Origin of the sequence: Micromonospora tarensis (assembly GCF_016803395.1) — a bacterium.
Lineage (GTDB): Bacteria > Actinomycetota > Actinomycetes > Mycobacteriales > Micromonosporaceae > Micromonospora > Micromonospora tarensis.
The window spans coordinates 1-6,184 of sequence record NZ_JAEVHL010000315.1; the positions used below are offsets into that span (position 1 = coordinate 1).

Sequence of the window (6,184 nt, forward strand, 5' to 3'; positions counted from 1 at the left end):
GCGTCGCGCTGCTCACCGGCGCGTCCTCGCGGTGACCGCGCCGCCGTCCGGGCCCGCCTCCGCCGCGCCGGCGCGACCTACAACTACGCCGAGGCGTTGCAGAAGTCGCTGCTCTTCTACGAGGCGCAGCAGTCCGGTCGACTGCCGACTGGAACCGCGTCTCCTGGCGCGGCGACAGCGCGCTCACCGACGGCGCCAGCGCGGGCCTGGACCTCACCGGCGGCTGGTACGACGCCGGCGACCACGTCAAGTTCGGCTTCCCGATGGCGTTCAGCGCCACCATGCTCGCCTGGGGCGCGGTGGAGTACCGCAGCGGCTACGCCTCCTCCGGGCAGCTGCCGCACCTGCTCAACAACCTGCGCTTCGTCAACGACTACTTCGTCAAGGCGCACCCGTCGGCGAACGTCCTCTACGGGCAGGTCGGCAAGGGCGACGACGACCACAAGTGGTGGGGCCCGGCCGAGGTGATGCCGATGGCGCGGCCCGCGTACAAGATCGATGCGAGCTGTGGCGGCGCGGACCTGGCGGGCGAGACGGCGGCGGCGATGGCCGCGTCCTCGATGGTGTTCCGGCCCACCGACGCCGCCTACGCGGACAAGCTGCTCGGGCACGCCCGGCAGCTCTACACCTTCGCCGACACGGTGCGGAAGGCCTACCACGAGTGCATCACCGACGCGACCAGCTTCTACCGCTCGTGGAGCGGCTGGCAGGACGAGCTGGTCTGGGCAGCGATCTGGCTGCACCGAGCCACCGGCGAGGCCAGCTACCTGGCCAAGGCCGAGAGCGAGTACGACAAGCTCGGCACCGAGAACCAGTCCACCACCCGCTCGTACAAGTGGACCATCGCCTGGGACAACAAGCAGTTCGGGGCGTACGTGCTGCTGGCCAACCTGACCGGCAAGCAGAAGTACGTCGATGACGCCAACCGGTGGCTGGACTACTGGACCGTCGGGGTGAACGGGCAGCGGGTGCCGTACTCACCTGGCGGCATGGCGGTGCTCGACTCCTGGGGTGCGCTGCGCTACGCGGCCAACACCTCCTTCGCCGCGCTGGTCTACAGCGACAAGACCACCGACACCGCCCGCAAGGCGCGCTACCACGACTTCGCCGTCCGGCAGATCAACTACGCGCTCGGCGACAACCCGCGCAACTCCAGCTACGTGATCGGGTTCGGCGCCAACTCGCCGCGCAACCCGCATCACCGCACCGCGCACGGCTCCTGGTGGGACAGCCAGACCGTGCCGGTCGAGACCCGGCACACCCTCTACGGCGCGCTGGTCGGCGGCCCGTCCTCGGCCAACGACGCGTACAGCGACAGCCGGTCGGACTACGTGATGAACGAGGTGGCCACCGACTACAACGCCGGTTTCACCTCCGCGCTGGTCCGGCTGACCGCCGAGTACGGCGGCACGCCGCTGGCGAACTTCCCGGTCGCCGAGACACCGGACATCGACGAGCTGACAGTGGAGACCACTGTGACCCAGGCCGAACCCCGGGCCACCGGGCTCAAGGTGATGGTCTACAACAAGTCGGCGTTCCCGGCCCGCGCGCTCACCGACGGGAAGTTCCGGTACTACTTCCGGCCCGACGGCACCGGCCCGGTGCAGGTCACCGCCGGCTACACCCAGGGCTGCCCGTCCCCGACCACGGCCAAGCAGTACAGCGGCGACATCTGGTACGTCGAGGTGGACTGCACCGGGTACACCATCGCCCCGGCCGGCCAGTCGCAGCACCGGATGGAGGTCCAGTTCAAGGTCGGTGTGCCGGAGGGCGGCACCTGGGACCCGACCAACGACCCGTCGTACCAGGCCACCGCCGGGCCGAACCGGAAGGTGCCGCTCTACTCCGGCGGCACCCGGGTCTGGGGCGACGAGCCGGGACCGGCCGTACCGGACACCACCGCGCCGACCGTCCCGGGCACCCCGGTGGCGTCCAACCTCGGCCCCCGCACGGTCACCCTGACCTGGGCGCCGTCCACCGACAGCGGCGGCAGCGGGCTCGCCGGGTACGACGTCCGCGAGTTCATGGTCGGCAACGACGTGGTGGCGACCCGCCGGGTCACCGAGAACTCGATCACCATCTCCACGTTGCTGCCGGAGCGGACCTTCGAGTACACCATCGTGGCCCGCGACAACGCGGGCAACACCTCCGCCGCCTCGCCGAAGCTCACCATCACCACGCCGCCGGCCGGCACCGCCGACACCACAGCGCCGAGCACGCCCGGCACTCCGGTCGCCTCGGCGGTCACCGCCACCGGGCTCACCCTGGCCTGGACGCCGTCCACCGACAACGTCGGCGTCACCGGCTACCGGGTCTACCGGGAGGCCGGCGCCACCGACGCGCTGGTGGGCTCGCCGACCGGCACCACCCAGGCGGTGACCGGGCTGACCGCGTCCACGGCGTACCAGTTCTACGTGGTGGCCGTGGACGCGGCCGGGAACGCCTCAGCGGCGTCCGCGCCGGTCGCGGTGACCACCACGGCCCCGCCGGTCGGCGGCACCTGCTCGGTGGGGTACGCCAGCACCGACTGGAGCACCGGCTTCACCGCCACGGTGACGATCACCAACACCGGCACCACCGCGATCAACGGCTGGACCCTGCGGTTCAGCTTCCCCGGTGGGCAGACGGTCAGTCAGGGCTGGTCGGCGACGGTCAGCCAGAGCGGCGCGGCGGTCACCGGCACGAACCTGTCCTACAACGGCACGATCGCGCCGGGCGCGTCGGTGAGCTTCGGCTTCAACGGCACCCACACCGGTGCCAACCCGAAACCCACCGCGTTCACCGTCAACAACACCACCTGCGCCGTCGCCTGACCGGCGGTCCTTCGAGAATCTGGGACAGTTACCGACCCGCCCGGGTCGGCAGCTGTCCCAGATCTCACCGCGCCGGCCAGGGATAACCAGCCGGCATTCGGGGCATGGCAACCGCGTGGGGGAGTTGCTGACCGTCGGGCACGGCACCGCCGACCGGGTGCGGCTCGGCGAGCTGCTGACCGAGGCCGGGGTGGTGCGGCTGGTCGACGTGCGCCGGTACCCTGCCAGCCGCAGCAATCCCGACGTCCAGCGGGAGGAGCTTGAGCGGTGGCTGCCCGAGCGGGGCATCGACTACCGCTGGGAGCCGCGCCTCGGCGGACGCCGACACATCCCCGTCGGGCAGCCGCAGCCCGACACCTGGTGGACGGTCGAGGCGTTCCGGGCGTACGCCGCGTACACCCGGACGCCGGAGTTCGACCTGGCGCTGGCCGAGGTGCTGACCGACGTCAGCACGGGGACCACAGCGGTGATGTGCAGCGAGAGCCTCTGGTGGCGCTGCCACCGCCGGCTGATCGCCGACGTCGCGGTGCTCGGTCACGAGACGCCGGTGACGCACCTCCTGCCGGGTGGGCGGCTCAGCCCGCACCAGCCCGCCGAGGGCGCCCGTCGGCTGCCGCACGGCCAGCTGTGCTGGGACGGTTGAGCCGCCGTCGCCGGTCGGATCAGCCGGTGAGGTCGTCGGCGAGCAGATCCATCAGCAGGGCGTCGTGCCAGCGCCCGTCCGCGCCGCGCTCGTAGCGGCGCAACACCCCCACCGGCCGGAACCCCACCTTCGCGTACGCCCGGATGGCGGCGCTGTTCGCCGCGGCCGGGTCGATGGTGAAGCGGTGGTGGCCGTACTCGTCGATCAGGTGCCGGGCCAGGGTGCGGATCGCGTCCCCACCGAGGCCGGCGCCGCGCTCCGCCGGGGCGAGGAAGACGTCCAGGCTGGCGTGCCGGTAGTCCGGGTCCGACTCGGCGTACCACTGGATCGCGCCGATCACCCGACCGTCGTGCTCGATCACGTACACGTGCAGGTCGTCGTCGGCGAGATCGGCGCGGACGGAGTCGGCCAGGTCGTCGCCGCCACGCCACCACCGGCGTACCTCCGGCTCGGCCCGGATGGCGGCGAGGACCGGCACGTCCGCGACCGTCGCCGGTCGCAGTGTCACCGCCCGCCCGCGCAGCACCGGCTCAGCCTCTGCTCTCGCCGTGCTCGACACAGACCGCCGACCAGCCCACCGGCAGCACCTGCACCTTCATCCGGCGCCGACACCGGGGGCAGAAGCGGGGCGGCTCCAACTGCCGGGCCGACGCGCAGGCCGGGTGTGCGGTGGCCGTCGCCGGCTCACCGCACCTGTCACACCACAGGTCCGTCGTCGTCATGGTCGTCACAGCGTGGCAGAGAGCGCCTTGACCGGCATCTGCAATTCGTCCAGCAGATCGAGGTCGGCCGTCGCCGGTCGACCCAGCGTGGTCAGGTAGTTGCCGACGATCACGGCGTTGATGCCGCCGAGCAGACCGTCGCGGGTGCCCAGGTCACCCAGGGTGATCTCCCGGCCGCCCGCGTACCGCAGGATGGTGCGCGGCATGGCCAGCCGGAACGCGGCGATGGCCCGCAGCGCGTCCTTGCCCTCCACCACCGGTCGGTCACCGAGCGGGGTGCCGGGGCGCGGGTTGAGGAAGTTCAGCGGCACCTCGTGCGGGTTCAACTCGGCGAGCTGCGCGGCGAACTCGGCCCGCTGCTCGACGGTCTCGCCGAGGCCGAGGATGCCGCCGCAGCACACCTCCATGCCGGAGTCGCGGACCATCCGCAGCGTCTCCCAGCGCTCCTCCCAGGAGTGCGTGGTGACCACGTTGGGGAAGTACGACCGGCAGGTCTCCAGGTTGTGGTTGTAGCGGTGCACGCCCATGTCGACCAGGTCGTCGACCTGCTCCTGGGTCAGCATGCCCAGCGACGCGGCGACCTGGATGTCGACCTCGGCTTTGATGGCGGCGACGCCCTCGCGCATCTGCTTCATCAGCCGGGCGTCCGGGCCGCGCACCGCGGCCACGATGCAGAACTCGGTGGCACCGGTCTTGGCGGTCTGCTTCGCCGCCTCGACCAGCGACGGGATGTCCAGCCAGACCGAGCGCACCGGGGAGGTGAACAGGCCCGACTGGGAGCAGAAGTGGCAGTCCTCCGGGCAGCCGCCGGTCTTGAGCGAGACGATCCCCTCCACCTCGACCTCCGGCCCGCACCAGCGCATCCGCACCTCGTGGGCGAGCTGCAGGGCGGCGGGCAGGTGCTCGTCGGGCAGGTTCAACACGGCGAGAATGCCGGCCTGGTCGAGGCCGACACCGTCACCCAGGACCTGGGTCCGGGCCTGGTCGAGGATCTCTGGCATGACTCGTACCCTACAAGGCACCCCGATCAGTCGGAATGACCTGGCAGCCCGGCGGCCCCGCACCGAGTGGATTCGTCGGGCCGGTGGCGGCGGGTGGTAATTTCCCCCGGCGGGTGTCGGGCTCACCGGCACGGACAGCGGCGGAGGGGTGACGGGTGGCGGACTGGCTGGCGGCGCTCGACCGCCGCGCCCAGCTGCGGGCGAAGGCCGGGCTCACCCGGCGACTGCAGCCGCGCCCCGCTGGCGACGGGATGACCGATCTGGCCGGCAACGACTACCTCGGTCTGGCCAGCCACCCGGAGGTCACCGCGGCGGCCACGGCGGCGCTGGCGGCGTACGGGCTGGGGGCGACCGGGTCGCGCCTGGTGCGCGGCTCCACCGACGCGCACCAGGCGTTGGAGGACGAGCTGGCCCGCTGGCTGGGCACCGACCGGGCGCTCGTCTTCTCCTCCGGCTACCTTGCCAACCTCGGCGCGCTGCGGGCCCTCGTCCAACCCCGGACGCTGCTCGTCTCCGACGCGCACAACCACGCGTCCCTGATCGACGGCTGCCGCCTCTCCGGCGCGGAGACGGTGGTCACCCCGCACGCCGACGTGGACGCGGTCGCCGCCGCGCTCGCGGCCGCCCCCGGCCGCCCGGCGGTGGTGGTGACCGAGTCGGTCTTCTCGGTCGACGGTGACCTCGCCCCGCTGGCCCGGCTGCACGCGGTGGCCCGCCGGCACGGGGCGTTGTTGCTCGTCGACGACGCGCACGCGCTCGGCGTGGTCGGCCCGGCCGGGGCGGGCGCGGTGGCCGGCGCCGGGTTGGCCGGCGAACCGGACGTGGTGGTCACCGCCACCCTGTCCAAGGCCCTCGGCGGTGCCGGTGGCGTCGTCGCCGGGCCGGCCGAGTTCGTCCGGCACCTGGTCGAGACCGGGCGCACCTTCATCTTCGACACCGCGCTGCCACCCGCGGTCGCGGCCGGCGTGCACGCCGCGCTGCGGCTGGCCAGGGCCGGCGACGACC

5 protein-coding genes and 1 pseudogene are annotated in these 6,184 nt (G+C 72.5%); 3 read left to right on the plus strand and 3 right to left on the minus strand.

Annotated features, from left to right (window positions below; all coding sequences use genetic code 11):
• Both JM949_RS32505 and JM949_RS32510 read left to right on the plus strand, forming a co-directional pair.
• Nucleotides 1-2,813 (plus strand): annotated as a pseudogene (locus JM949_RS32505) (glycoside hydrolase family 9 protein); the annotation flags it as partial.
• 115 nt (nt 2,814-2,928) lie between these two features.
• A complete protein-coding gene (locus tag JM949_RS32510) occupies nt 2,929-3,456 on the plus strand; it encodes a DUF488 domain-containing protein (RefSeq protein WP_203151901.1) in 528 nt (175 codons plus the stop codon).
• A gap of 19 nt (nt 3,457-3,475) precedes the next feature.
• Here the strand turns inward: JM949_RS32510 and JM949_RS32515 are convergent, their stop codons facing one another.
• From JM949_RS32515 to bioB, 3 genes are read right to left on the minus strand one after another with little or no spacing between them, the layout of a single operon-like run.
• Nucleotides 3,476-3,982: a GNAT family N-acetyltransferase gene (locus JM949_RS32515; RefSeq protein WP_203151902.1), complete on the minus strand. Its 507-nt coding sequence runs from the start codon at nt 3,980-3,982 to the stop codon at nt 3,476-3,478.
• Nucleotides 3,983-3,986: 4 nt separating this feature from the next.
• Nucleotides 3,987-4,178: a biotin synthase auxiliary protein BsaP gene (gene bsaP, locus JM949_RS32520; protein ID WP_203151903.1), complete on the minus strand. Its 192-nt coding sequence runs from the start codon at nt 4,176-4,178 to the stop codon at nt 3,987-3,989.
• 5 nt (nt 4,179-4,183) lie between these two features.
• The gene (bioB, locus tag JM949_RS32525; RefSeq protein ID WP_203151904.1) at nt 4,184-5,179 is read right to left on the minus strand and encodes a biotin synthase BioB; all 996 of its coding nucleotides are present in this window, start codon (nt 5,177-5,179) and stop codon (nt 4,184-4,186) included.
• A gap of 155 nt (nt 5,180-5,334) precedes the next feature.
• Between bioB and JM949_RS32530 the strand changes: the two genes are divergently transcribed.
• A partial coding sequence (locus JM949_RS32530) for an aminotransferase class I/II-fold pyridoxal phosphate-dependent enzyme (protein ID WP_203151905.1) occupies nt 5,335-6,184 on the plus strand: 850 nt, incomplete at its 3' end.

Excerpts from the sequence above, each read along its gene's own strand:
- bsaP (WP_203151903.1), bottom strand. The coding sequence starts at position 4,178 with ATGACGACGACGGACCTGTGGTGTGACAGGTGCGGTGAGCCGGCGACG.
- bioB (WP_203151904.1), bottom strand. The coding sequence starts at position 5,179 with ATGCCAGAGATCCTCGACCAGGCCCGGACCCAGGTCCTGGGTGACGGT.